This window comes from Pseudoxanthomonas sp. CCNWLY206-1 (genome assembly GCF_039710385.1).
Taxonomy (GTDB): Bacteria; Pseudomonadota; Gammaproteobacteria; order Xanthomonadales; family Xanthomonadaceae; genus Pseudoxanthomonas_A.
Window position 1 is genome coordinate 120315 of sequence record NZ_JBDKXI010000002.1, and the last position, 23651, is coordinate 143965.

At 62.2% G+C, this 23651-nt stretch carries 16 protein-coding genes, 1 tRNA gene and 1 pseudogene; 8 read left to right on the forward strand and 10 right to left on the reverse strand.

Features of this window, described 5'->3' with window-relative positions; all coding sequences use genetic code 11:
- Positions 1 to 143: 143 nt before the first annotated feature.
- Together rlmB and rnr are read right to left on the reverse strand one after the other, a co-directional pair.
- Positions 144 to 887, reverse strand: a complete 744-nt coding sequence (rlmB, locus tag AADW18_RS04750; protein WP_337342227.1) for a 23S rRNA (guanosine(2251)-2'-O)-methyltransferase RlmB — start codon at positions 885 to 887, stop codon at positions 144 to 146.
- 128 nt (positions 888 to 1015) lie between these two features.
- Complete coding sequence (rnr, locus tag AADW18_RS04755) at positions 1016 to 3358, reverse strand: ribonuclease R (RefSeq protein WP_337342722.1); 2343 nt, start codon at positions 3356 to 3358, stop codon at positions 1016 to 1018.
- A 240-nt stretch (positions 3359 to 3598) separates the two neighbouring features.
- Between rnr and AADW18_RS04760 the strand changes: the two genes are divergently transcribed.
- Positions 3599 to 3685, forward strand: a tRNA-Leu gene (locus AADW18_RS04760).
- A 157-nt stretch (positions 3686 to 3842) separates the two neighbouring features.
- Entirely contained in the window at positions 3843 to 6086 is a 2244-nt protein-coding gene (gene parC / locus AADW18_RS04765; protein WP_337342228.1) for a DNA topoisomerase IV subunit A, read from the forward strand.
- Between the two features lie 710 nt (positions 6087 to 6796).
- Here parC and bfr read toward each other — a convergent pair.
- Positions 6797 to 7282, reverse strand: coding sequence for a bacterioferritin (bfr, locus tag AADW18_RS04770; RefSeq protein WP_337342229.1), 486 nt, complete (start codon positions 7280 to 7282; stop codon positions 6797 to 6799).
- A gap of 156 nt (positions 7283 to 7438) precedes the next feature.
- On the opposite strand from bfr, the gene AADW18_RS04775 reads away from it, so the two are divergent.
- On the forward strand, positions 7439 to 9853 hold the full coding sequence (locus AADW18_RS04775) for a penicillin acylase family protein (RefSeq protein WP_337342230.1): 2415 nt from the start codon (positions 7439 to 7441) through the stop codon (positions 9851 to 9853).
- 245 nt (positions 9854 to 10098) lie between these two features.
- On the opposite strand, the gene asnB is transcribed toward AADW18_RS04775, so the two are convergent.
- From asnB to map, 6 genes and pseudogenes are all read right to left on the reverse strand, one after another.
- Positions 10099 to 11787, reverse strand: coding sequence for an asparagine synthase B (gene asnB / locus AADW18_RS04780; protein WP_337342231.1), 1689 nt, complete (start codon positions 11785 to 11787; stop codon positions 10099 to 10101).
- Positions 11788 to 12143: 356 nt separating this feature from the next.
- Complete coding sequence (gene dapE / locus AADW18_RS04785) at positions 12144 to 13277, reverse strand: succinyl-diaminopimelate desuccinylase (RefSeq protein ID WP_337342232.1); 1134 nt, start codon at positions 13275 to 13277, stop codon at positions 12144 to 12146.
- A complete protein-coding gene (locus AADW18_RS04790) occupies positions 13274 to 13633 on the reverse strand; it encodes a Spx/MgsR family RNA polymerase-binding regulatory protein (protein WP_337342233.1) in 360 nt (119 codons plus the stop codon). Before AADW18_RS04790 ends, dapE begins: the two co-directional genes overlap by 4 nt.
- A gap of 61 nt (positions 13634 to 13694) precedes the next feature.
- Positions 13695 to 14531: pseudogene (gene dapD, locus AADW18_RS04795) on the reverse strand (2,3,4,5-tetrahydropyridine-2,6-dicarboxylate N-succinyltransferase); the annotation flags it as partial.
- A gap of 46 nt (positions 14532 to 14577) precedes the next feature.
- Positions 14578 to 17181 carry a [protein-PII] uridylyltransferase gene (glnD, locus tag AADW18_RS04800; RefSeq protein WP_337342723.1) on the reverse strand — a complete coding sequence of 868 codons (2604 nt, stop codon included), beginning with the start codon at positions 17179 to 17181 and terminating at the stop codon, positions 14578 to 14580.
- A 35-nt stretch (positions 17182 to 17216) separates the two neighbouring features.
- Positions 17217 to 17993, reverse strand: a complete 777-nt coding sequence (gene map / locus AADW18_RS04805; protein ID WP_337342234.1) for a type I methionyl aminopeptidase — start codon at positions 17991 to 17993, stop codon at positions 17217 to 17219.
- Positions 17994 to 18348: 355 nt separating this feature from the next.
- Here map and rpsB point away from each other — a divergent pair, with 355 nt between their 5' ends.
- Together rpsB and tsf are read left to right on the forward strand one after the other, a co-directional pair.
- Positions 18349 to 19158: a 30S ribosomal protein S2 gene (gene rpsB / locus AADW18_RS04810; protein ID WP_337342235.1), complete on the forward strand. Its 810-nt coding sequence runs from the start codon at positions 18349 to 18351 to the stop codon at positions 19156 to 19158.
- Positions 19159 to 19288: 130 nt separating this feature from the next.
- Positions 19289 to 20167, forward strand: a complete 879-nt coding sequence (gene tsf / locus AADW18_RS04815) for a translation elongation factor Ts (RefSeq protein WP_337342236.1) — start codon at positions 19289 to 19291, stop codon at positions 20165 to 20167.
- Between the two features lie 74 nt (positions 20168 to 20241).
- Here the strand turns inward: tsf and AADW18_RS04820 are convergent, their stop codons facing one another.
- Positions 20242 to 20937: an AIM24 family protein gene (locus AADW18_RS04820; protein WP_337342237.1), complete on the reverse strand. Its 696-nt coding sequence runs from the start codon at positions 20935 to 20937 to the stop codon at positions 20242 to 20244.
- A 231-nt stretch (positions 20938 to 21168) separates the two neighbouring features.
- On the opposite strand from AADW18_RS04820, the gene pyrH reads away from it, so the two are divergent.
- The 3 genes from pyrH to frr all read left to right on the forward strand — a co-directional run bounded on the left by pyrH (position 21169) and on the right by frr (position 23643).
- Positions 21169 to 21894 carry a UMP kinase gene (pyrH, locus tag AADW18_RS04825; RefSeq protein WP_337342238.1) on the forward strand — a complete coding sequence of 242 codons (726 nt, stop codon included), beginning with the start codon at positions 21169 to 21171 and terminating at the stop codon, positions 21892 to 21894.
- Between the two features lie 167 nt (positions 21895 to 22061).
- The gene (locus AADW18_RS04830; RefSeq protein ID WP_337342239.1) at positions 22062 to 22979 is read left to right on the forward strand and encodes a cation diffusion facilitator family transporter; all 918 of its coding nucleotides are present in this window, start codon (positions 22062 to 22064) and stop codon (positions 22977 to 22979) included.
- Positions 22980 to 23085: 106 nt separating this feature from the next.
- A complete protein-coding gene (frr, locus tag AADW18_RS04835) occupies positions 23086 to 23643 on the forward strand; it encodes a ribosome recycling factor (protein WP_337342240.1) in 558 nt (185 codons plus the stop codon).
- Positions 23644 to 23651: the final 8 nt, after the last annotated feature.

Consider the following 23651-nt stretch of genomic DNA (forward strand, 5'->3'; position numbering starts at 1 on the left):
TTTGTCTATATACGTGCAGCTACTCAGCTAAACAATATCGAGTCCGGCGGGCCCGCGTTGTCGCGGGTAAGTGCCGTCGTTGTGGGAGTGGTGCCGGCATGCCGGCACCACTCCCACAGGGACAGTACAACTTCTCTGCCAGGCTATTGCCGCTGCCGCACCGCTTCGAACAAAGTGACGCCAGCAGCAACCGAGACATTGAGGCTTTCGATATCGCCGGGCATCGGAATCTTGACCAATCCGTCGCAATGTTCTCGCGTCAGCCGACGCAAGCCGTCGGCTTCGCCACCCAGCACCAGCGCCACGTTGCCGCGCAGGTCGATGGAATACAGCGAAGCGTCGGCTTCGCCTGCCAAACCATATATCCACACGCCCAACTGCTGCAGATCGCGCAGGCAGCGCGAAAGATTGGTAACCGACACCACCGGAATCCGGTCCGCCGCGCCCGCCGAGGTCTTGCGAACAGTGGCATTGAGGGTGGCTGACTTGTCCTTGGGAATCACCACGGCCGTTACGCCCGCCGCAGCCGCACTGCGCAGGCAGGCGCCCAGGTTATGCGGATCCTGTACACCATCCAGCACCAGCAGCAACGCCTTGCCTTCGGCGGCCTCCACCAGTCCTTGAAGTTCGTTTTCGTCCCACGTCCTGGCAGCGGCATAGCGGGCGGCGACGCCCTGGTGCCGCACGGAGCCACCGACGCCATCCAATGCCTGCCCGGTGACCCGGCGCACCTCGATACCTTTGCGGCGCGCGTTCTCTTCGATTTCGGTCAGGCGCGCATTCTTGCTGCCGCCTTCCACCAAGACTTCACGCACGTTCTCGGCATCGTTTTCGATGGCCGATGCCACCGCGTTGACGCCGACGATCCACTGGCTTTGTTTGCTCATTAGGGGACTTATGAAAGATGGACGAAAGGTTTTTGTAGGAGCGGCCTCCCGGCCGCGAGCTCTTCGCTTCTATCGCGATCTGACAGAAAAAGCTCGCGCCTGGACGGCGCTCCTACGGAATGGGTGTATCAGTACTTCTGCTTCTTGCGCTTGACCGGTTGTCCGCGTGGCGGCAGTTCGGCGACTTCGACTTCCTTCTCGTTCACCAGCTTGAAGTCGATCTTGCGTTCTTCGAGGCTGGCTTTCAGCACGACGATTCGCACCCGGTCGCCCAGGCGGAACTGCATGCCGCGGCGTTCGCCCGACAATGTCTTGCGGATAGGATCAAAGTGGTAGTAATCGTGTGGCAGCTGGGTCACGTGCACCAGCCCGTTGACCTTGGATTGATCCAGTTCGACAAATAACCCGAAACTGGTCACCCCACTGATCACACCATCGAACTGGCCGCCGACGTGCTGTTCCATCCATGCGGCGCGGTAGCGTTCGTCCACTTCTCGCTCGGCCTCATCGGCGCGCCGGGCGCGTTCCGAACATTGCAGCGCCAGTGCCGCCATCTGATGTTGCGCATATGGCGCATTCTGCGGCTTGCCGCCCGCCAGCACATGCTTGATGGCGCGGTGCACCAGCAGATCAGGATAACGGCGGATCGGCGAAGTGAAGTGCGCATAGGATTCCAGCGCCAAGCCGAAGTGGCCGATGTTGTCGGGCGTATACACGGCCAGGCTCTGGCTGCGCAGCACGACCGACTCCAGTAACGCGACATCGGGACGTTCGCGGATTTTCTTCAGCAGCTGCGTGAAATCGCGTGGCTGCACCTTGCTCCACGGCGGCATGCTCAGCTTGAATTCCTTCAGGAACTCCAGCAGGTCGGCGTACTTGGACTCCGGCGGCCGATCATGCACGCGGTAAGGCGCCGGAATGTTCGCTGCGAGCAGATACTTGGCTGCTTCCACATTCGCCGCGATCATGCATTCTTCAATCAACTTGTGCGCATCGTTGCGCGGCATCATGCCGGCCTGAGTGACTTCACCCCGGTTGTCCAGCACGAAGCGCACTTCCGAGGTCTCGAACTCGATCGCACCGCGCTTTTCCCGCGCTTTGGCCAGCAATTGATAGAGCTCATACAGGCGATCGACCTGCGGCAACTGCTTGCCGATGGCTTCACGCGTTTCGGCGTCGTTCTCGCCTACCGCTTTCCATACCTGATCGTAGGTCAGGCGCGCGTGCGAGCGCATCACCGCTTCGTAGAACTTGGACTGGACGACTTCGCCTTCGTTGTTCACCTGCATGTCGCAGACGAAACACACGCGGTCCACCTGCGGATTCAGCGAGCAGATGCCGTTGGAAAGCGTCTCCGGCAGCATCGGCACCACGAAGCCGGGGAAGTACACCGAGGTGGCGCGCTTCTGCGCTTCGTCGTCCAACGGCGTGCCGGGTTTCACGTAGTGCGAGACATCCGCGATGGCGACCACCAGGCGATAACCCTGGCGGTTCTTCACTCGGAAGCCTTGGCGATTGCTTTCGCAATACACCGCGTCGTCGAAATCCTTGGCGTCGGCGCCGTCGATCGTGACCAGCGGCAGGTCGCGCAGATCAACGCGCCCAGCAATCATGTTTTCTTCAACGACCAGCGGCACCGCGGCGGCCTGGTCCAGCACTTCCTGCGGGAACTCGTGCGGTATCTCGTGGCCATGGATGGCCGCTTCCACCACCAGCGATGGGGTCAGCTTGTCACCGAGCACCGCGATGATCTTGCCGATCGGAGGGCGCCGGGTATCTGGCGGCATGGTCAGTTCACAGACCACCAGTTGGCCATCACGCGCGCCGCCCGTGGCGTCCGGCGGAATCTGCACGTTGCGCTGTATGCGCTTGTCGTCCGGCACCAGGTAGGCGATGCCGGCCTCGAAGCTGAAGCGGCCGATCAGGCGCGACAGCCCGCGTTCCAGCACGCGCGCGATGCTGCCCTCACGACGACCGCGGCGGTCCACCCCGGTAACGTTGGCCAACGCACGGTCTCCGTGCATGACCTTGCGCATCTCGTACGGCGGCAGGAACAAATCGTCGCCGCCCGCCTCCGGGCGCAGGAAGCCGAAGCCATCCGGATTGGCGATCACCACGCCGGCAATCAGGTCGGTATGTTGAACGGGCGCAAAGCCGCCACGGCGGTTCTGCACCAGTTGGCCGTCGCGCACCATTGCACCCAGGCGCTTGTTCAAGGCTTCAAAGCGGTCGGGCGCGGTCAGATCAAGCTTTGCCGCCAAATCTTCCGCGGTCTGCGGGCCCTCGGAAATTTCCAGTGTGGCGAGGATTGCTTCACGGCTGGCGATGGGATCGGCGTAGCGCTCGGCTTCGCGCGAGGCATACGGATCGGTGAATGCGCCGCCGCGTGGCGAGGCCTGACGCGGCGCCGCGCCGCGGGGTGTGGCAGAGCGGTTTCCGCGTGCCGGTTTGGTGGCGGGCAGATCAGGCATCCACGGCGGCAGCTTCGACTTGGGCGCTGCTCCAGGTTTGCCGGGCTTGCCCTGCTTGGTGGCTTTGCTCTTAGGGTTGGAGCGGGTGTCCGCACCTGGCGGGGTCTTGCCGGCGCCGGATTTGCCGGAACCTTTGGTTGGTTTTGTAGTCATGCGGGCATGGTACACCCGGCCTGAACACTGCCACGTGCAAAAGCGTTGACAATCATCCGTGCAACTCTCAAAATGCGCCCCGCACCTGCCCAGGTGGCGGAATTGGTAGACGCACTAGCTTCAGGTGCTAGCGGGGGCAACTTCGTGGAGGTTCGAGTCCTCTTCTGGGCACCATCTGATAGATCGTGAAGGCCACCATGGATTCACTGGATGATTAAAAACCCCGCTTTGGCGGGGTTTTTTGTTTCCGGTGTTACGCCCCGGCGCAGTGTTTGAGAACGCGGCAGGTAGAATTGCCGACAGGATTCCACTGTGAACGAAACGTCTTCTGATGACCGAAACCATCCGCCCCACTTTCCACGGCTTTGAGCAGATACCGCTGCGCGAGTACGCCGAACGCGCCTATCTCGACTACTCGATGTACGTGGTGCTGGACCGCGCATTGCCTTTCATCGGCGATGGGCTGAAGCCGGTACAACGCCGCATCATCTATTCGATGAGCGAGCTGGGCCTCAACGCCGGAGCCAAGCCGAAGAAATCGGCGCGCACCGTGGGCGACGTGATCGGTAAGTTCCATCCGCACGGCGACAGCGCGTGCTACGAAGCGCTGGTGCTGATGGCGCAGCCGTTCTCGTACCGCTATCCGCTGATCGAAGGCCAGGGCAACTTCGGTTCGCCTGACGATCCGAAATCGTTCGCGGCCATGCGCTACACCGAATCCAAGTTGACGCCCATCGCAGAGGTTTTGCTTGGCGAGCTCGCTCAGGGCACCGCGGATTGGACACCCAATTTCGACGGCACCCTGGAAGAGCCAACCTGGCTCCCATCACGGCTACCGCACTTGCTGCTCAACGGCACCACCGGCATTGCCGTGGGCATGGCGACGGACGTGCCGCCGCATAATCTCAATGAGATCGTCAGCGCTTGCATCCGGCTGCTGGACGACCCGAACGCCACCGTCGCCGACCTGTGCGAACACGTGCGCGGACCGGACTATCCGACCACGGCCGAGATCATCACGCCGGCGGCGGATCTGCTCAACATGTACCAGACCGGCAACGGCAGCGTGCGGGCGCGCGCTACGTTCCTGAAGGAAAACAGCAACATCGTCATCAACGCCTTGCCCTACCAGGTGTCGCCATCCAAGGTGATCGAGCAGATCGCCATGCAGATGCGCGCGAAGAAGCTGCCCTGGCTGGAAGATATCCGCGACGAATCCGACCATGCCAACCCGGTGCGGGTGGTGCTGATTCCGCGCTCCAACCGCGTGGATGCCGAACAGCTGATGGGCCATCTGTTCGCCACCACCGACCTGGAAAAAAGCTATCGCATCAACCTGAATATCATCGGCCTGGATGGGCGGCCGCAGGTCAAGAACCTCAAGGCACTGTTGGCCGAATGGCTGGTGTTCCGCACCGATACGGTGACGCGCCGCCTGAAGCATCGCCTGGACAAGGTGGAGCGACGCCTGCACCTGTTGGAAGGCTTGCTGGTGGCTTTCCTCAACCTGGATGAAGTGATCCGCATCATTCGCAGCGAGGACGAACCCAAGCCGGCATTGATCGCCCGCTTCAAGCTGAGCGAAGAGCAGGCCGACTACATCCTGGACACCAGGCTGAAGCAGCTGGCGCGCCTGGAGGAAATGAAGATCCGCGGCGAACAGGATGAACTGGCCGCCGAACGTGAAAAGCTGATCGCCATATTGGATTCCAAGACCAAACTGAAAAAGCTGATCAAGGACGAACTGACCGCCGACGCCAAGAAGTTCGGCGACGCGCGCCGCTCGCCACTGGTGGAGCGCGGCGCCGCGCAGGCGCTGGACGAGACCGAACTGGTCGCCAGCGAACCGATGACCGTGGTGGTGTCGGAAAAAGGCTGGGTACGCGCCGCGAAGGGCCACGATGTGGATGCCGCCACGCTGTCGTATCGCGAAGGTGATGGCTTGCTGGCCGCCGTACGCAGCCGCAGTACGCAACAAGTCGCATTCCTGGATTCGGAGGGCCGCAGCTACTCCACCGCCGTGCACACGTTGCCATCGGCCCGCGGCAATGGCGAACCTTTGACGGGACGCTTCTCGCCCGCCGCCGGCGCGTCGTTCCAGGCGGCGGTCAGTGGCGACAACGATGCGCGTTTCGTACTGGCTTCCTCGCACGGCTATGGTTTCGTCACCCGCTTCGAGAACCTGACCAGCCGCCAGAAAGCCGGCAAGACCATGCTGAACCTGACCCCCGGCGCCAAGGTGCTGCAGCCGGCACAGGTGACCCGCACCGATGCCGATCGCATCGTGGCGGTGACCAGCGCCGGCCACCTGCTGGCTTTCCCCATCAGCGACTTGCCGGAACTCGACAAGGGCAAAGGCAACAAGATCATCGAGATTCCGAAAGCCAAGCTGGGAACCGAGCACGTAGTCGCCATTGCATCGGTATCGCCCGGAAATACGCTGTTGGTGAAGAGCGGTCAGCGCACCATGTCGCTGTCGTTCAAGGACCTGGATGCGTATGTGGGGGCGCGGGCGAGTCGGGGGGGATTGTTGCCTAGGGGGTGGCAGAAGGTGGACGGGCTGGATATCCAGTAGTCGGGTATTCGCCATCTGGGCGCGCTGCGGCGCGTTCGGGATCCTCTCAGCCACGCGTTATGGTGGCGCGGCAGAAGGTGGACGGGCTGGATATTCAGTAGCTGGATATCCGGTAGTTCACCATCCGGACGCGCTGTGGCGCGTTTGTGACCTCATCAGTCACACGCTATGGAGCCGCGGATTCTCAGTAGCTCGCCTTCCGGGATTTCGAGAATTGAGAATAGGAAATCGATAGGGAAGCACTAGAGTGTTCGTATCGAATAGTCACTCAACATTGGATCCATCGTCATCCCGGCGCACGTCGCCGGAAAGATGTGCCACTCAGCCGTCGTCCGGCATCGGGCGATGCCGAATTGTTTTGTAGGAATCTTAGAAGCGAGAGCTCGCGCAGAGACGGCGCTCCTACGGTCATGAGCGATTTTTTTGCTTCTGACTTTGCTGTTGTAGGAGCGGCGTCCCGCCGCGAGCTCTCCCCCTACCGTCCCGTTAAATCAAAAGCTCGCGCCGGGACGGCGCTTCTACATCGTTTTCTTTCAGACCGGGACCTGGCGACTTTTCGCTACCAGGAGTGCAAGTCACTGGGTGCCGGCGTGTGCCGGGATGACGAACCTTTCACAGGTGTGCGGAAGATCTCGTAGTCAGCGTACTTGGACGCGCTGCCGCGGGTTCTCCTTCCCTTTTAGCTGCGCGCCACGCGGCGCGCGATGCGCTCACGTCGGGCCCGATTTCCCTGCGATTTTTGCCGTCAGGTAATTCTCCATACCCAGTCGCTTTATCAGGCTGAGCTGCTGCTCCAGCCAGTGCGCGTGGTCCTCCTCGGTGTCCTTGAGCTGGGTCAGCAGGATGTCGCGGCTGACGAAATCGCTGTGCTGTTCGCAAAGCGCGATGCCCTTGGCCAGGTTCGCGCGGACTTCATACTCCACCTCCAGGTCCCGCTGCAGCATCTCTTCGACGGTATGTCCCGCGCGAAACGGCGTCGGGCTCATGTCCGGGTCGCCTTCCAGAAACAGGATGCGTCGCAACAGCGCATCGGCATGCTCGGTTTCTTCCTGCATTTCGTGGTCGATGCGCGCGTATAAGGCCGGTATCCCCAGATCGTCATACCGACGCGAATGGATGAAGTACTGATCGCGCGCAGCCAGCTCGCCGCGCAGCAGCTGCTTCAGGTATTCGATGACTTCGGGATGGCCTTTCATAGCGGCAACTTTGGTAGCGGGGCCTGCATGGTGCCCTACTCCCATCCGGGATGACCTAATCAGAATCAATCTCAGTTGTATTGGCAAACCGGAGCGTCACGACTTCGTGGAATAATTCGCGCCAGGCGGCCTTCGCGCCCGGCTATGGATACGTGCATGTTCATCTGGATCAAGCGCCTGCTGTGGGTGCTCTTGCTGTTGATCGCTATCCTCGTGGTGGCAGTGACGCTGCTGTTGCGCGGCAGCCTGCCATCGCTGGACGGCGAAACCACGTTGCCGGGGCTGAACGGAGCGGTCACGATCCAGCGTGATTCCAATGGCGTAGTGACCATAGATGCCGCCAACGAGGCCGACGCCCTGCGCGCATTGGGATACGTGCACGCGCAGGAGCGCTATTTCGAAATGGACCTGATGCGCCGCACCTCAGCTGGTGAACTTGCGGAGTTGTTCGGCCCTATCGCCGTCGACCTGGACAAAAAGCGCCGTGTGCATCGCCTCCGCGCACGCGTGACCCAGCAACTGCAGGACTTCACCGGCGAGAAGATGCCGCAATTGCAGGCCTATGCAGACGGCGTCAATGCAGGGTTGGACGATTTGCGTACACGTCCCTGGCCCTACCTGTTGCTCCAGCAACCCCCGCGGCGATGGGACGTGGTGGATTCAGCGCTAACCGGCTATGCGATGTACTTCGATCTACAGGATTCGGAGAACACCCGGGAGTTGGCGCTGTGGAAAATCCGCCAGCACGTCCCGCCCGCCTTGGCCAGTCTGCTGGTACATGACGGCACTGAATGGGATGCGCCGATGTTCGGCCAACCGCGCGGCAACGCCAAGCTGCCGGCATTGGAGCAAGTGGATCTACGCAAACTGCCGATGCCGAAATCCGATACGCACCGCAGCCTGGCGGACAAAGGCACGCCTGGAAGCAACAACTGGGCGGTCGCTGGTGCGCTGACCAAGGACGGGCGCGCCATCGTGGCCGACGACATGCACCTGGGGTTGCGCGCGCCGAACATCTGGTTCCGTGCGCGCCTGCGCTACCCGGATGCACGCGCGCCCGGCGGCCAGGTGGATGTTTCCGGCGTTACCCTGCCCGGCCTGCCGGCGGTGATCGTCGGCAGCAATGGGCACGTGGCCTGGGGTTTCACCAACAGTTATGCCGATACCGCTGACTGGTACCCCGTGCGCCCCTGCGTAAATGAAGATGTAGCAGCGGATACCTGCGACCGTGTGACGCGTCACGCGGAAACCATCGGCGTCGCGGGCGCCGATGCAGTGCCTTTCGAGGTGGTGGAAACCGCTTACGGTCCGATCTTGCATGAGCGCTTGGGCGATATGCCTGCACTCGCCCTGCGCTGGACGGCGCACCTGCCCGGCGCTCTCAACTTCGAACTGGCGGATCTGGCGAATGCCAGCGATCTGGGCTCCGCGCTGGCTGTGGCCGAACGCACCGCGATACCCGCCCAGAACCTGGTGATCGGCGACCGCAATGGCGAAATCGCCTGGCGCATTCTCGGCCCGCTGCCGGTGCGCTCCGGCCGTTGCGCCAGAAACCCGCCTCTGTCGGCGATCGCTTCCGCTCAAGGGGAGGACGCCGCCACAGCGCTCTCCAGCATCCGGCGCGAGTCTTGCTATCAGTGGAGCATCTCCACTGATGTATCGCCGGTACTGCGGCGGCCCAGCCAGCACCGCCTGTGGACCGCCAATGCGCGGGTCGTCGACGACGCCGGATTGAGCGTGCTGGGTGACGGCGGCTACGCCCTGGGTGCGCGCGCGAAGCAGATCCGCGATGGGCTCTTCGCGAAAAACCAGTTCGCCGAGAAAGAACTGCTCGCCATTCAACTGGACGACCGTGCGGTATTCCTGAAACGGTGGTGGCAGCTGCTACAGGACCAGGCTAAGAAGAATGGCGATGCGACCGCTGTGCGCGCGCTGGCGACCGCTGGCCACAAGTGGGAGGGTCGGGCCAGCACCGAATCGGTGAGCTTCCGCCTGGTTCGTGCATGGCGGTTAGCCGTGCACGCGCGCATCGCCGACGGCCTGACCGCGCCCGCGCAGGCGGCGCTTGGCGACGGGTTCGTCATGCCTGATTTGCCGCAGTTGGAAGGCGTGGTATGGCCGCTGCTGCAACAACGCCCCGAACACCTGCTGTCGCGCCGTTATCCCACCTGGGACGCGCTGCTGGAGGATGCCGCCAAGGAAGTTCGCGACGAACTGATGGAACATGACCCGCTGGAACAGCGCACTTGGGGCGAACGCAATACGGCAAAGATCTGCCATCCGTTATCCAACGCTCTGCCCGATTTTCTAAGAAGCACGTTGTGCATGCCTTCGGAGCCGCTGGCTGGCGATGGCGCCATGCCACGCGTGCAGGGACCGGCATTCGGCGCGTCGGAACGAATGGTGGTGTCGCCTGGTCACGAGGCCGACGGCATCCTGCATATGCCTGGCGGCCAGAGCGGTCATCCGCTGTCGCCGTTCTGGGGCGCAGGCCATGACGATTGGGTGCATGCCCGGCCGACGCCTTTCCTGCCGGGCAAGGCGGAGTACGTGTTGACGCTGAAACCGTAAGCCCGACATCGCTCTTGGTAGGAGCGGCGTCCCGCCGCGAGCTCTTCCCGCCGCATCGCGGTAAAAGCCAAGGACGACTGAAGCCCGACTGTTCACCATCTGCACGCGCTGCGGCGCGCTCATGATCTCGCACACCGAAGGGCTATCGAGGCGCGGAGCGGCGGGACGCCGCGGGCTCTTCATTGCTATCGCGATCTGACGCGAAGAGCTCGCGGCGGGACGCCGCTCCTACATGTATGTACCGCTTACAACGCTGCGTTATGTACACCCGCTATCGCGCGGCCAGATGGATCCGCTGCCGCGGCGAAACTCGCATCCCAGGCGATTGCCGCCGGTGACGAGCATGCGATCGACTTGCCGCCGGGCACCGTTTCCGCACACGCCTGCCCGGGATAGAACTGCTCGAACAAGCTACGGTAGTAATACGCTTCCTTGGTCAGTGGCGGATTGATCGGGAAACGCTTGTCGGCGGCCGCCAGTTCGCGGTCGCTGACCTGGGCTTCAGCGTGCGCTTTCAGGCCATCGATCCAGCCGTAGCCCACGCCGTCGCTGAACTGCTCTTTCTGCCGCCAAAGGATGGAATCGGGCAGATAGCCTTCGAAGGCCTCGCGCAGCACGGCTTTCTCGATGCCTCTTTTCCCGCCGCGGCTCTTGTCGATCATCTTTTCCTGCGCATCCATCTTCATCGCGACATCCAGGAACTCCACATCCAGGAACGGCACCCGTGGCTCCACGCCCCAGGCCATCATCGACTTGTTGGCTCGCAGGCAATCGTAGTTGTAGAGCGCGTCCAGTTTGCGCACGAGTTCCTCATGGAATTCACGCGCATTCGGCGCTTTGTGGAAATACAGATAACCACCGAAGATTTCGTCCGAACCTTCGCCGGACAACACCATCTTCACTCCCATCGCCTTGATGCGACGCGCCAACAGGTACATCGGCGTGGATGCACGGATCGTGGTGACGTCGTAGGTCTCGATATGGCGAATCACTTCCGGCAAGGCATCCAGCCCTTCTTCGAACGTGTACTCAAAACCGTGGTGCACCGTGCCCAGCGACTCGGCGGCGATGGCGGCAGCAGCCAGATCGGGCGAGCCTTTCAGGCCGATGGCGAAGGAATGCAGGCGCGGCCACCAGGCCTCGGAAGTATCGTCGTCCTCCACGCGCTTGCGGGCGAAGCGTGCGGCAACGGCCGCGACCAGTGACGAATCCAGCCCCCCCGACAACAAGACGCCATACGGCACGTCGGTCATCAGCTGCCGATGCACGGCACGTTCGAATGCTTCGCGCAATTCCTGCTTGCTTACCTCGACGTCCTGCACGGCCGCGTAATCGCGCCAGGCTTTACGGTAGTACTGCTTCAGTTCACGCGTGCTGCTGTCGTAGTAATGCCCAGGTGGAAACTGCGATACGTCGGCGCATAAACTCGCCAGGGCTTTCATTTCGGAAGCAACGCATAGGCGCCCTTCGCGGTCGTGCCCCCAGTACAACGGGCAAACACCCATCGGATCGCGCGCGATCAGGAAGCGCTGCTTCGCGGCATCCCAGAGTGCGAACGCGAAAATACCGTTGAGCCGGTTGAGAAAGGAGTCCGGCGTGTCTTCGCGGTACAGCGCATTGATTACTTCGCAATCCGAGCCAGTCTGAAAGGCATAAGGCTGCGCCAGCTCTTTCTTCAACTCGCGGTGGTTGTAGATTTCGCCGTTGACGGCCAGCACCAGTTCGCCATCGGCCGAGCGCAGCGGCTGCGAGCCGCCGGCCGGGTCGACGATAGCCAGACGCTCATGCACCAGGATGGCGGCATCATCGATATAGACTCCGCTCCAATCGGGACCGCGATGGCGTTGCCGCTGGGAAAGCTCCAGCGCCTGCCGTCGCAGGGTTCTTAGATCGTCGCCGGATTGCAGGCCGAAGATGCCGAAAATGGAACACATGTGGGGATAGCTCCTGAGAATGATGGATTGGTCGTGGTTCGGTCTTGATATCGCGCTTCCGGCCCAGAAACAAAAAACCCGCATCGTGGATGCGGGTTTTTCTGATCGCTCGGCTGGTTACTTCTTGCCTAGTCGCAGACCCGCATCGGCCGCGCACGATTATTCGCACGCGCATTATTGCGGCGGTTCGAATTAATCAGAGCATCGGCGGGAAAACGGAGCATGGGGGTGAACCTAACCGGTTTCCTGGGCGGCTGGCAAGCACTTTCTGCGCATGTGCGACCTACAGACGAAACCCGCCGCTTAGTTTCTTATGCAACGAACCGGTGCGCGACTTCCGAATTGGCAAGTGTCTCTCAGGGAACGATCAGCAGGCGCTGAACCAATGCCTGATACAGCCCCGGAAGCGCCTCCAGATCGGCAATGGCAATGTTTTCGTCCACCTTGTGGATGCTGGCATTGACCGGCCCTACTTCGATGCACTCGGCGCCCAGGGGCGCGATGAAGCGCGCGTCGGACGTGCCGCCGGCAGTGCTCTCTTCCGGAGGCGACCCGGAGAGTTCGGCCAGCACCTGCCGTGCGGTCGCGCGCAGATGGCCCTCCGGCGTGTAGAAGGGCTCGCCGCCGCGGTGCCAGGCCACGGTGTAGTCGAGGCCGTGCTTGTCGAAGATCGCCTCGATCTCTTTTTCCAATTGCTCGGCCTGCCAGCTGGGATTGAAGCGCAGGTTGAACACCACGTGCAGCTCCCCGGGGATGACATTGCTGGCGCCGGTACCGGAATGGAGGTTGGAAATCTGCAAGCTGGTGGGAGGAAATGTTTCGTAGCCCTCGTCCCATTGGCGGGTAACCAGCTCGCCCAGCGCAGGTATGGCCTTGTGGATGGGGTTGAGCGCCTTGTGCGGATACGCCACGTGGCCTTGCACACCACGAACATGCAGCGTACCGGTCAGCGTGCCGCGGCGTCCGACACGCAACAGATCGCCAAGTTTTTCCTTCGATGAAGGCTCACCGGTAATGCACCAGTCGATGCGCTGGCCTCGCTCGCGAAATGCCTCCGCAACCAGCTTCACGCCGTCGAGCGCATCGCCTTCTTCGTCCGAGGTGACCAGCAATGCCACTGTGCCCGGATGATCCGGATGCGCATCGACGAACCGCTCCAATGCGATCGTGCAGGCGGCCACGCTGCATTTCATATCGGCGGTGCCCCGCCCGTACAACACACCGTCGCGCACTGTCGGTACGAATGGGTCGCTGGTCCAGGCATGCAATGGTCCCGGTGGCACCACGTCGGTATGTCCCAGCAATACCAGCACCGGCGCACCATTGCCGTGCGTGGCCCAGAGATTGTCGACGTCGCCGAAACGCAGGTGCTCGCATTGGAATCCCGCCTGCTGCAAGCGTTTGGCGATCACTTGCTGGCAGCCTGCATCGTCCGGGGTAATGGAATGGCGGCGTAGTAGTTCGCTGGACAGCTCAACGACATCGCTCATGCGCCCACTCCAAACAGTTTCTTGAAACCATTGTCGCTGAAGCCCTGTGAAAACCGATCGTCACCCGTGATCACTACCGGACGCCGGATCAATTGAGGATATTCCTTCAACAGCAACTTCCACTCCGCATCCGAGCCGGGCGTCTTGCGGTTCTCGGGCAACTGGCGCCAGGTGGTGGAGGATTTGTTGATCAAAGCGTCCCAACCACCCGCATGCAGCGCCCAGGCTGACAGCGTCTCGGGTGTCTGTCTGTTGTCGCGGTAGTCGATGAAATCATGTTCGACACCGAACCGGTCCAGCCACTTGGTGGCTTTCTTGCAGGTGTCGCAGTTCTTCAGGCCGTAGAGGGTGGTCATATCTACTTTTCTTTTTCCTATCGCCGTCATCCCGCGAAGACGGGGGATGACGAGGAAGATCCTAATCCGCCAACCCGCGCAGCAGTTCGTTGACGCTGGTCTTGCTGCGCGTCTTCTCATCTACCTGCTTCACGATGACGGCGCAGTACAACGAATACTTGCCGTCGGCGGATGGCAGTGATCCGGACACCACCACGCTGCCTGGCGGCACGTAGCCGTAGCTGATTTCACCAGTGGCGCGGTTATAGATGCGAGTGGACTGGCCCAGGAACACGCCCATGCCAATCACGCTGTGATGGCCGACCACCACGCCTTCCACTACCTCCGACCGTGCGCCGATGAAGCAATGGTCTTCGATGATGGTCGGTGATGCCTGCAGCGGCTCCAACACACCGCCGATACCCGCGCCGCCGGACAGATGACAGTGCTTGCCGATCTGCGCGCAGGATCCCACCGTCGCCCACGTATCCACCATGGTGCCTTCGCCAACATACGCACCGATGTTGACGAAGCTGGGCATCAGTACGACGTCCTTGCCGAAGTACGTGCCACGCCGCGCCACCGCACCGGGCACCACACGGACGCCCGCCTTGCGGAACTCAGCCTCGCCATAACCTTCGAAACGGGCCGGGATCTTGTCCCAGAATGGTGCAGGCTGCGCTTCGATCACGGCCATGTCGTTGACGCGGAAATACAGCAGCACCGCCTTCTTCAACCATTCGTTGACCTTCCAGCCACCCTGCCCATCCGGCTCCGCGACGCGGAATGCTCCGCTCTCCAGGCCTCCGATCACCTGCTCCACCGCTGGCCGGACAGTGACTTCGGTTTCATCCGGCGTCAGCTCGGCTCGGCGCTCGAAAGCGCTTTCGATAGCGGGCTTCAACAGCTCGGACTTCAACGGCTCGGTGGGCGTGGTTTGCTCGGTCATCAATCCTTATTCCTGATCAGGTGGGGTTGTCTAGGCTGGCGCGCAATGCGATCTGCAAAGCCTGCTGTTGGGCTTCGTCGATGATCGGCAGGTCGCGCTCATCGGTAATCTGGAAAATGTCTTCGGCTCGTTCACCGAAGGTGGCGATACGCGCATCGTGCACACGCAGGCGCATGCCGCGCAGCACTTGCGCCACGTCCGACAAGAGACCCGGCCGGTCGGGCGCAACCAGGCTCAACACGGTGCGGCGTCCATCCGGAGTGGCACCAAATTCGATGCGCGGTGCGAAGCGAAAATGCTTGAGTTGCCGGGGTATTGCGCGGCGCGATGTACGGACACGATCCAGCGGGCCATCCAGAGCGTCACTCAACGATTGTTCGATTTCCGCGGGCACGCGTGGCGCATAGCTGTCAGTGGGCAATACCTCGAAGGTATCGAAGATGGTCGCGTTGGGGCCTACCAGCACGCGCGCCTGATGGATGGCGAAACCTTTCCTGTCCAGCGTGGCCAGGATGGCCGCGAACAGTCCGTCGCGGTCTGGCGAATACACGAACACCTCCATCGCGTTCGCATCGTCGCCGATATGTCGCGCGCGGACGCGCGTTTCACCGGCCTCGGCGCCGCGAATGGCGGTCGCCTGCCAGGCAAGTTGTTCCGGGCGGAAACGCAGGAAGCTTTCGTCCGGCATGGCGGTGAACAAAGCGTCCGCTTTGGCGGCATCCACGCCTTGGATCTTCAGCAATGCCTTTACCGCATCGCGTGCTTCGGCCAGGCGTTCGCCCACCGCGACGGGATGCTCCAGCCCTTCACGCAACACCCGACGTGCTGCGAAGTAGAGATCGGCTAGCAGCCGGTCTTTCCACGCGTTCCAGAGCTTGGGGCTGGTGCCTGCGATGTCGGCGCAGGTCAACAAGTACAAGTAGTCCAGGCGTTCGCGGTCTTTCACCAACGCAGCGAAGGCACGGATGACTTCCGGGTCGGAAATGTCCTGCTTCTGCGCGGTGACCGACATGCGCAGATGCTGTTCGACCAACCACGCCACCAGTTCGTTGTCCGACTCGCTCAAGCCATGGGCCGTGCAGAACTCACGCGCATCGACCGCACCCAGTTCCGAATGGTCGCCGCCGCGGCCCTTGGCTATGTCGTGGAATAAACCGGCCAATAGCAGCAATTCCGGTTTGCGCAGACGCGGCCAGACCTCATGAGCGATGGAGAAACGCTCGTCCGCTCGTCCGGACGCGAAGGCCGCGATATTGCGCAACACCATCAGCGTGTGCTGATCGACGGTGTACACGTGGAATAGATCGAACTGCATGCGGCCGGACACCCGCGCGAACGCCGGTATCCATTGGCCCAGCACGCCAAGACGGGCCATGCGTGTCAGCGTTTCCACGGCACGTGGACCACGCAGCAACGCCATGAACGCGCCGCGCTGCACGGCGGTAGCCACTTCGAATGAGGGCAGCTTCAGCAGCGACTCCGCCAGTGCGCGCGCGGTGCGCGAGTGCAATCCGCGCACCTGCGGATGCGCCGCCCACATGGCGAAAAGAGCGAAGACCTGCGAGACGTCAGCGTTCGGCCAACCCGGGTCGCGCGCCGCCAAATAGCCGCGGCGAAGTGCGAAGGCTTCGTCCAGCGGCTCGGGCAAGGCCTCGCCGTCGAACTGTTCTTCGAAACGTTGCAGCAGGCGATCGCTGATCCGGCGCACGATGGCGGCGCTGCGGTAGAAACCCTGCATCATTTTCTCGACGCCCAGGTTCTCCGCGTCGTCGGCGAAGCCGAGGCGTTCGGCCAGGGTCTTCTGGTAATCGAACCGCAGGCGCTCTTCCGGCCGGCCTGCAACCAGATGCAAACCGTAGCGCAAGCGGCCCAATGCGCTGCGTTCGCGCGACAACGCGGCAGCTTCGTCCGGGCCCAGGTGACCCATGCCTACCAGCGGTTCAAGATCGCGCACGCCAAAGGCGCGCAATGCCATCCAACCCAGCGTATGCAGATCGCGCAGGCCGCCGGGGCCGTCCTTGATGTTGGGTTCCAGATTGTCGGAGGTGTCGCCAAAACGCGCATGCCGGATGCGCAATTCTTCGCGCTTGGCGACAAAGAAATCACGCGGCGGCCAGATCCGTGCCGCGGCGATGGCATCGATCAGTGCGGCTTCGTCCTGCGCGTCGGCGACCAATGGTCGCGCTTCGATCAAAGCGGTCAAGACCGTTTGTTCGGCGGCAGTGGCGGCGGTGCATTCATCGGCCGATCGCACTGCATGGCTGATCGGCAGCCCCGCATCCCAAAGCACGGCGAAAAAACGCGCCAGCGAATCATGATGGGTTTGCTGCGCGTCGGCTTCCGCGAGTACCAGCAGATCGACATCCGACTGCGGAAACAGTTCGCCGCGTCCATAGCCGCCTACCGCGAACAACGCCATCGGCGCGTCATCCGGAACGCAGCGCGTCCATGCGTCCTTCAAAAGATGGTCGACGGCGCGCGCACGCAATGCCAGCAGCCGGTCCATGCTGTCATTCTGGTCGAATCGCTTTTCCAGGCGGGCGTCCGTATGCGCCAGCGAAACGCGCGCCGCCGCGGACCACGCAGGGTCATCCGCCGCCGACGGGCCGATGTCGGGCAGCCGCGGCGCGGAACCGTTCGCGGCTACGGAGGTGTTCACAGGTCGTTGTCGTCGCCGGGCACGCGGGTCAGTATCTCGACTCCGTCCTCGGTTACCGCCACGGTGTGCTCCCACTGCGCCGACAGCTTGCGATCCTTGGTGACCACGGTCCAACCGTCCGGCAGCACCTTGGTATGGCGGGCGCCCTCATTGATCATCGGCTCGATGGTGAAGGTCATGCCCGGCTTCAACAGCATGCCTTCACCCGGTCGGCCGTAGTGCAGTACTTGCGGTTCGTCGTGATAGACCTGGCCGATGCCGTGGCCGCAGTACTCGCGCACCACGCTGAAGCGCTGGGATTCGGCGAATTGCTGGATCGCATGGCCCACATCTCCCAGGGTCGCGCCCGGCTTGACCGCGCGGATACCGCGGAACATCGCCTCGCGGGTGGTTTCCACCAGCCGCTTGGCCATGACGGAGGGGGTGCCGACGTAGTACATACGGCTGGTGTCGCCGTGCCAGCCATCCTTGATCACGGTGACGTCGATATTGACGATGTCGCCGTCCTTCAGCACCTTGCCCTCGCTGGGAATGCCGTGGCAGATGACGTTGTTGACCGACGTACAGACCGTGGCCGGGAAGCCGCGATAACCCACGTTGGCGGGAATCGCCTTCTGCACGTTGACGATGTGATCGTGGCAGATACGGTCCAGTTCGGCGGTGGTGGCGCCCGGCTTCACGTGGGGCGCTACGACCTGCAGCACCTCGGCGGCCAAGCGGCCGGCGACGCGCATCTTTTCCAGGTCTTCGGGAGTTTTAAGAGTGATTGCCATGACGGGATTATCGCCTATTTCACGTCCTCAAGGCCCGCAACGTGGGGTTCTGGCCTCAAGATGCAAGCCCGAGGCATGCCCGGATATCAGATCCATTTCGTGGAAATTTGCGGCCGCCACCATCCCGGGGCTATAATTCCGCGGATTGGTCGGGCCCTCCCTACCAGCCGTTCACGTCGGACGACACCGACGAATCCACACCTGCTGCCACAACCCGTGCCGGGGTGCCTCTGAATTCGGAGGTTCGGTCACGGAAGCCGCAGGGAGGCCCAACCCCGGAACCACGCCCTCACCGGCAAACCGCCCTAACTCATTAAATGATCGGCGGTCGGTTCCTTTTCAGGAGTTCAAAGCAATGCCCCAAGTCACCATGCGCCAGATGCTGGAAGCCGGCGTCCATTTCGGCCACCAGACCCGTTACTGGAACCCGAAGATGGCTCCGTACATTTTCGGCGCCCGCGGCAAGATCCACATCATCAACCTCGAGAAGACCGTTCCGCTGTTCAACGACGCGATGAACTTCATCTCGGGCGTGGCCCAGAAGCGCGGCACCATGCTGTTCATCGGCACCAAGCGCAGCGCGCGCGATCCGATCAAGGAAGAAGCGATCCGCTGCGGCCAGCCGTACATGACCCAGCGCTGGCTGGGCGGCACGCTGACCAACTTCGCCACCGTGAAGAAGTCGGTCGCCCGCTTGAAGGAACTGGAAGCCGCCGAAACCGACGGTACCTTCGAGAAGCTGGTCAAGCACGAAGTGCTGAGCCTGCGTCGCGAACGCGACAAGCTGGAAGCCTCGCTGGGCGGCATCAAGGAAATGAACCGCCTGCCGGACGCGCTGTTCGTCATCGACATCGGCCATGAAGACATCGCCATCAAGGAAGCCAAGAAGCTCGGCATTCCGGTGATCGCGGTGGTCGACTCCAACTACGACCCGGCCCTGGTGGATTACCCCATCCCGGGCAACGACGACGCCATCCGTGCGGTGCAGCTGTATGCCCGCGCCGCTGCCGACGCCGTGCTGGAAGGCAAGGCCGCATCGCCGAATGCTGCCGTAGTACGCGAAGAAGAGTTCACCGAAGCTGGCGAAGACAAGGGCGCGCGCCGCGCACCTGCCAAGAAGGCTCCCGCCAAGAAGGCTGACGAAGCCGCACCGGCTGCCGAGTAATCGGCTTGCAATGCCGCCGCGCCATGCTGCGCGGCGGCTCATCATCCAGATGTAGGGCGGGTCTTGACCCGCCGCTATTTCAAGTTGGCGGGTCAAGACCCGCCCTACACCGCACAATGAGGTAATTCCCGTGGAAATCACTGCTTCCCTGGTCAAGGAACTGCGCGAGCGCACCGGCGCCGGCATGATGGAGTGCAAGAAGGCGCTCACCGAGAACAACGGCGACATCGACGTCGCGGCCGAGTGGCTGCGCAAGTCCGGCTTGGCCAAGGCCGACAAGAAGGCCGGCCGCGTGGCCGCCGAAGGCCGCATCGCGGTTGCCCAGAACGGCGGCAAGGCCGTGCTGGTGGAAATCAATTCCGAAACAGACTTCGTGGCCAAGGACGAGAACTTCCTGGCCTTCACGGAGGCCGTTGCCCAGGCTGCCCTCGCCTCTGGCTCCACAGACGTCGAAGCACTGAAAGCCGCCAAGCTGCCTTCCGGTGAAACCGTCGAGGAAGCCCGCGCCGCCGCTATCGCCAAGCTGGGCGAGAACATCCAGATCCGTCGCATGGCCACCGTAAACAGCACCAACAACGTCGCTGCCTACGTGCACGGCGGCAAGATCGGCGTGCTGATCGAAGTCAAGGGCGGCGACGCCGAACTGGCTCGCGGCCTGGCCATGCACGTGGCGGCCATGAACCCGCCGCACATCAAGGCTTCCGACGTTCCGGCCGATTTCGTGGCCAAGGAAAAGGAAATCGAACTGGCCAAGATGTCCGACAAGGACAAGAACAAGCCGGCCGACATCCTGGAGAAGATCATCAGCGGCAAGATCGCCAAGATCGTCAACGAAGTCACCCTGTACGGCCAGCCGTACGTGCTGGACACCAATCAGACGGTGGAAGCCGTACTGAAGGCCGCCGGCGCCGAAGTGGTCAGCAGCCAGCGCCTGGCCGTGGGCGAAGGCATCGAGAAGGTCGTGGAAGACTACGCTGCCGAAGTGATGAAGCAGGCCGGTCTGGCGTAAGCTCCATCGCTTCCCTGTTCTAAAAAAAAGCCGCGGGAATCCGCGGCTTTTTTTATTTCTGCAATCCGGCGCAGTTATTCCTTGGCCTGGAACACCACTTCCTCGTAAGGCTGGACCACCACCCAACCTTCGCCGGCAAACCGCAGCTGGATGCTCTCGCCTGAGCCACGCCCCAGCAAGGTGCCGAACGAAATATCAGTGACGATTTCCGGCGTCAGCCCGCCTGACCAGGCCACGGTGGCATTGGGATCGGTGAACACCGGACCGGACGCGGCCGAAACCGGCAACGTCAACGGCTCATAGTGCGAGCTGATGGCGACGATGCCGTGCCCGCTCAGGCGGACATTGAACAGGCCGCCTGACATCATGCCGGCCGCTTTGCGCATCATGGTGATCTTGCTTTCTATGCCTGACTCGATGGCCAGCACATCATTGCCGTTGACGAAGATCGCTTCGCCATCCAAGCGCAACAGCGTGACCTTCTTGCCTGCATCGGCCAGGTATACGCGGCCGTTGCCTTCCATCTTCATCAACTGCATGCCTTCGCCGCTGATCGCTTTCTTCAGCAGATTGCCCAGGCCTTGCTCCAGCACTCCCTGGCGGGTGAACTTGACGTTGCCGGTGCGCGCCACCATGGCACCGGCCTTGGCCCACACCAGGCCTTTGAGGCGCACCTCCAGCATATGGGGGCTTTCCAGTTCGAAGGCGTCGCCCCCGACATCCTTTTCTTTCGATGAAGCGAGGAATTCCTGCAGTGTTCGTATGGCCATATCCGCTTTCCGATGGTGGAGCCGCGCCGTTCGCGACGGCGGCGAATGTAACGGATTTCGATCACCACATGATGGCTGTCGTCCATCACCTCCAAGGACCAATGCGCCCGATGCGCATACCGGCTGGAAGCCGCCGGAAAGCGCATTGCAGCTAGGATAAGCGGATCCCGTGAACACCTGCTGGCCCGGCTCGGATAGAATTACAACGTTTACTCCCCGTCGAGATTGCCCATGACCGCGCCCCTAGTCTTTCGCCGCATCCTGCTCAAACTTTCCGGCGAGGCGCTGATGGGATCCGAGGACTACGGCATCGACCCCGCAGTGATCGGGCGCATTGCCCGCGAGATCATCGAAGCGCACGAGGCAGGTGCTGAGATCGCGCTGGTGATCGGCGGCGGCAATATCTTCCGAGGTGCAGGCCTCGCCGCCGGCGGCATGGACCGGGTCACCGGCGACCAGATGGGCATGCTCGCCACCGTCATCAATGCCCTGGCCATGCAGGATGCACTGGAAAAACTCGGCGCCAAGGTTCGCGTGATGAGCGCGATCAAGATAAACGACGTCTGCGAGGACTACATCCGCCGCCGTGCCGTACGGCACCTGGAAAAAGGCCGGATCGCAATCTTCGCCGCAGGCGTCGGCCAGCCTTTCTTCACCACCGACTCCGGCGCTGCCCTGCGCGCGATCGAGATCAATGCCGACTTGCTGCTGAAGGCCACCAAGGTGGACGGCGTCTACGACTGCGATCCGCGCAAGAATGCCGATGCCAAACGCTTCGACCAACTGACCTACGACGAAGTGCTCAACCGCAACCTCGAAGTCATGGACACCGCGGCTTTCGCTCTATGCCGCGACAGCGACCTGCCATTGCGCATCTACGACCTGACCGTACCCGGCAACCTGATGCGTATCCTGCGCGGCGAAAACGTCGGTACGCTGGTGAAGGGGCGCGACTGAGGGATGGGCGAAGGGTAAAGTCGGCCGCTTCGCGGCCTGCAAAGAGTGAAGCCGCTGCTGCTCTTCACCCTTAGCAGGTGGCGCAGCCACCGGTTTTCCAGCGCGCAAAGCGCGACTTCCCTCCCTTGTAATTGTGTCCGCCAGCCACCCGCGGCACTCTAGCCGCCATGGGACATGCTCACGGCGCTCACCATCACGGCCACGGCTCGGCGACTCGCGCCTTTGCGCTGGTCACGCTGATCAACCTGGCTTATACGGCCCTGGAAGCGGGCTACGGCTTCTACATCAACTCGTTGGCGCTGCTGTCCGACGCCCTGCATAACCTGGGCGACGTGCTGGGGTTGGGTTTGGCCTGGGCTGCCGCGGCGCTGGCACGGCGACGGCCGACCGGAAATCACACCTACGGCTGGCGCCGAGCCACCCTGCTCTCACCGTTGGCCAATGCCATTTTGCTGATGGTGTTCTCCGGCGCTTTGGGTTGGGAAGCGGTGCAACGCTTCAATGCCCCGCCGGGCATTCCGGCGGTGCCTGTGATGGCGGTGGCGGCTATCGGCATATTCGTCAATCTGGGGGCTGCCTGGCTGATGCGTGAAGGTCATGCCCACGATATGAACAAGCGGGGTGCTTTCCTGCACTTGATGGCCGACGCGGCAGTCTCGCTGGCCGCGGTTATCGCCGGTTTCGGAATGTGGCTGTTCGGTTGGCCCTGGCTGGATCCCGCGACAGCGCTGCTGATCGGGGTGGTGATCGCCGTAGGCACCTTCGGCTTGCTGCGTGACAGCTTCAACGCCGCCATGGATGCGGTGCCCTCCAATATCGACCAGGCGCAGGTCACTGCGTTCCTGGCCTCGCAACCGGGGGTGGACGCCGTCCACCACCTGCACATTTGGCCGTTGGGAGCAGGTGAGGTCGCCCTGACCGCTCACCTGGTGCGCCGGCAACCGGACGATAACGATGCCTTCATCGATGCGACCGTCCGCGAGTTGGACCAGCGCTTCGGGATCAATCACGCGACCCTGCAGATCGAGCGCGGCGCGCTCTGCGAGCACGATCTACACGATGCCGCGCCGCATCATTCGCATTGATCCATCGACGGCGGCCCGGCGGCCGGGAAAAGGCGTTTGGAAAAGGCCCGCCCATGAGTGAAACGCCCTATAATCGGGCGTTTAACGCCATGCAACGGAATTCGCGATGCTCAACGAAATCAAGAAAGACGCGCAGACGCGCATGACCAAGAGCATTGAGACGCTGCGCCATAACCTGACCAAGCTCCGTACCGGTCGCGCCAGCACGGCTTTGGTGGACCATCTGAAGGTCAATTATTACGGTTCGGATATGCCGCTCACGCAGGTCGCCAGCGTTGTCGTCAGCGACGCCCGCTCATTGACCATCACTCCGTGGGAAAAGCAGATGGTCTCGGCGGTCGAAAAAGCGATCCTGGCCTCGGACCTCGGGCTGACCCCCAATACCGCCGGCACCACGATCCGCATCAATATTCCCGCGCTGACCGAAGAACGCCGCAAGGAATTGTCCAAGCACGTGCACGGCGAAGGCGAAGAAGCCAAGGTCGCCATCCGCAATATCCGCCGCGACGCCAATCAGCAGGTCAAACAGCTGCTGAAGGACAAGCAGATCACCGAAGACGAAGAAAAGCGTACCGAAGACGAAATCCAGAAGCTGACCGATAAGTCAATCAAGGACGTGGATGACGTGGTCAAAGCCAAGGAACAGGAATTGATGGCGGTCTGAGGACTGCC